The organism is Homoserinimonas sp., from assembly GCF_056262345.1.
In genome coordinates this window covers 1-2,893 of sequence record NZ_JBACFR010000205.1, presented here as the reverse complement: position 1 = coordinate 2,893, position 2,893 = coordinate 1, and the positions used below count along the sequence as shown (strand labels likewise).

Here is a 2,893-nt window from a genome sequence, read left to right as displayed (position 1 = left end):
CTCATGCACTACGGCAGCCCCGAGCAGAAGCAGCGCTACCTGCCCAAGATGATCAGCGGCGAGTGGACGGGCACCATGAACCTCACGGAGCCGCAGGCTGGCTCCGATGTGGGGGCACTCACCACCCGTGCCGTGCCCAACGGTGACGGCACGTACGCCATCACTGGTCAGAAGATCTTCATCACCTGGGGCGACCACGACGTCGCCGACCAGATTGTGCACCTCGTGCTCGCCCGCACCCCGGGTGCGCCCGAGGGAACCAGGGGCATTTCGTGCTTCATCGTGCCCAAGGTCATGGTCAACGACGACGAGTCGCTCGGTGAGCGCAATGGCGTCGAAACCGTCTCTCTCGAGCACAAGATGGGCATCCACGGCTCCCCGACCTGCGTTCTGGCGTACGAGAACGCCACCGGCTACCTCATCGGCGAAGAGAACAAGGGAATGCGCATCATGTTCGTCATGATGAACAGCGCCCGCCTCTCGGTGGGTATGCAGGGCCTCGCCGTGGCCGACCGTGCCTACCAGCAGTCGGTGCAGTACGCGAAGGACCGCATCCAGGGCAAGGCGATCGGCGTCACTGGTCGCGACTCAGCGATCATCGAGTTCCCGGATGTTCGCCGCATGCTGATGACGCAGAAGGCCTACCTGGCCGGGCTGCGTCGTCTGCTGCTGCTCACCGCGGTGCACACCGACCTCAGCACGAACTCGCCCGACGAGGCGACCCGCGTGCGCTCGGACGAAATCGTGGGCCTGCTCACCCCGATCGCCAAGTCGTTCGGCACCGATCTCGGCAACGAGCTCACCTCGCTCGCGGTGCAGATTCACGGCGGAATGGGCTTTATCGAGGAGACGGGTGTGGCGCAGCACTACCGCGACATTCGTATCGCGGCGATCTATGAGGGCACCAACGGCATCCAGGCCGCCGACCTTGTTGGTCGCAAGATGCCCGTTCGCGGCGGGTCGTCGTTCCTTGAGTTCATTGCCAGCATGCGCGAGATTGAGCCACTTCTGGCGGAGGCCGGCGAGGAGTTCGCCTCCATTCGCGAGGAGCTTGCTCGTCAGTTCACGGCACTGGAGAAGGCCACCGGATGGATGCTGCGCACCGGCATGTCAGACCCCAACGCGGTGCTCGCGGGTTCGACGCCGTACCAGCGCATGTGGGGCGTCGTGACGGCGGGCTGGCTGCTGGCTAAGGGTGCGCTCGCCGCGAGCAAGCTCGACAACGCCGAGCGGGCGGCAGACGAGCTCGCGGTTGCGCGCTTCTATGCCGAGCAGCTTCTGCCACAGTCGAGCGGACTGCTGAGTGCCGCTACGGCGGGCGCTCGCGACCTGTTCGCGCTGAGCGAGGACAAGTTCTAACGCAGGCCTGATGTGCCGAGCGGCGTGCCGCCCGCCGCGCCCCTTGCAGGCGCGCCGCGCCCCGATCATGGGGCGCGGCGAGCTATTTTTGGGGGCGCTGAGATCCGGGATGCGCACGCGCACGCATCCGGAGCCGCCCCTCACCTGCTCCCCAGCGCGCCGGGTAGGCTGGGATCACAATGGATGAGCTTGATATCTCCGCGCAGGTCGCGACCCTTCGTGCCACGTTTACCGAAATCACGGCGGTGGTCGACGTCGATCGGCTCACAGCGGATATCGCCACTCTCAGCGAGCAGGCCGGTGTTCCCGATCTGTGGGACGACCCCGCCGCCGCACAAAAGGTGACGAGCGCGCTCAGTCACCGCCAGGCGGAGCTGGCCAAGATCAAGGGCCTCAAGCAGCGCCTCGACGACATCGAAATCATGGTGGAACTCGCCAACGAAGAAGGCGATGCGGATGCTGCGGCCGAGGTCCACAAAGAACTTCGCGACATTCAGCGGGTGCTCGGCGAGCTCGAGGTGCAAACGCTGCTCAACGGTGAGTGGGATTCCCGTGCTGCCGTGATGACCATCCGCTCCGGTGCCGGGGGCGTCGACGCCGCAGACTTCGCCGAGATGCTGCAGCGCATGTACCTCCGCTACGCCGAGAAGGCCGGCATTCCCGCACGCGTGCTCGACACAAGCTATGCGGAGGAGGCGGGAATCAAGTCGACCACGATCGAGTTCGATGCTCCCTACGCCTTCGGCAAGCTGAGCGTCGAGGCGGGAACGCACCGCCTCGTGCGCATGTCCCCGTTCGGTGCGGCGGGCAAGCGCCAGACGAGCTTTGCGGCGGTCGAGGTGATTCCCCTCATGGAAGAGACGGAGTCGATCGAGATCCCCGAGAACGAGATTCGGGTGGATGTGTTCCGCTCAAGCGGGCCCGGCGGGCAGTCGGTCAACACAACAGACTCCGCGGTTCGCCTCACGCACATCCCGACCGGCATCGTCGTGTCGATGCAGAACGAGAAGAGCCAGATTCAGAACCGAGCCGCCGCGATGCGCGTGCTGCAGTCGCGTCTTCTGCTCGTGCAGAAGGAGCAGGAGGCGGCTCAGAAGAAGGAGCTCGCGGGCACCATCACGGCGAGCTGGGGCGACCAGATGCGCAGCTATGTGCTCGCGCCATACCAAATGGTTAAGGATCTGCGCACCGAGTTCGAGGTAGGCAACCCGTCCAATGTGTTTGACGGCGACCTTGACGGCTTCATCACGGCCGGCATCCGCTGGCGCAAGCGCGCTGTCGAAAGCTAGGCGCCGCAGCTACCCGATCGGGTTTCGACTTTCTTAACGGATGATGGCCCGCACCTTTTGGTGCGGGCCATCATTCTGAGCTATCGAACCGCTTACTGACGAACTACTTAGTGGCGAACCACCTGGCGGCGGACTACGAGCCAGGCGATCGTGGCAGCCACGAGCAGCGCTAGCACGATGAGCACGATCGGCAGGAGCGATGCGGGGGAGACGCTTTGCGCACCCGCGGCGAGTTCGCCCGATCC

2 protein-coding genes are annotated in these 2,893 nt (G+C 65.0%); both read left to right on the top strand.

Features of this window, described 5'->3' with window-relative positions; genetic code table 11:
- A partial coding sequence (locus AC062T_RS09825; RefSeq protein ID WP_476029571.1) for an acyl-CoA dehydrogenase occupies positions 1 to 1,359 on the top strand: 1,359 nt, incomplete at its 5' end.
- Between the two features lie 179 nt (positions 1,360 to 1,538).
- On the top strand, positions 1,539 to 2,648 hold the full coding sequence (gene prfB, locus AC062T_RS09820) for a peptide chain release factor 2 (protein WP_476029569.1): 1,110 nt from the start codon (positions 1,539 to 1,541) through the stop codon (positions 2,646 to 2,648).
- The last annotated feature ends 245 nt before the right edge of the window (positions 2,649 to 2,893 follow it).

Coding starts and splice junctions, on each gene's coding strand:
- prfB (WP_476029569.1), top strand. CDS start 1,539: ATGGATGAGCTTGATATCTCCGCGCAGGTCGCGACCCTTCGTGCCACG.